Genomic DNA, 251 nt, shown 5'->3' with positions numbered 1-251 from the left:
CGGTGGGCGATGCTTTTATGCGCTTTTATGATTTACAGCGCGCCTGTGAAATACAGCTCGCTATTCAAGCCAGTTCGCAGCAGGCTATTAGCGTCCCGCAGCCTATAATCGACAATATTTATAATCAAGCAAATGTAGTGCACAGTGGTAGTACTGGCGGGCAGTTAGCGTGGCCAGCTATGCTGCGCAAAGCGTACCGACTTGATCCTAGTTTTGCAAAATAACCATTTAAAGGTTAATAAGGAATATTC

1 pseudogene is annotated in these 251 nt (G+C 45.4%); it reads left to right on the top strand.

Features of this window, described 5'->3' with window-relative positions:
* A pseudogene (locus tag AAEY78_RS14255) lies at positions 1–224 on the top strand (hypothetical protein); the annotation flags it as partial.
* Between the last annotated feature and the right edge of the window lie 27 nt (positions 225–251).

It is taken from the genome of Psychrobacter sp. 16-MNA-CIBAN-0192 (assembly GCF_040309565.1).
GTDB lineage: Bacteria > Pseudomonadota > Gammaproteobacteria > Pseudomonadales > Moraxellaceae > Psychrobacter.
This window is presented reverse-complemented; position numbering and strand designations above follow the sequence as displayed.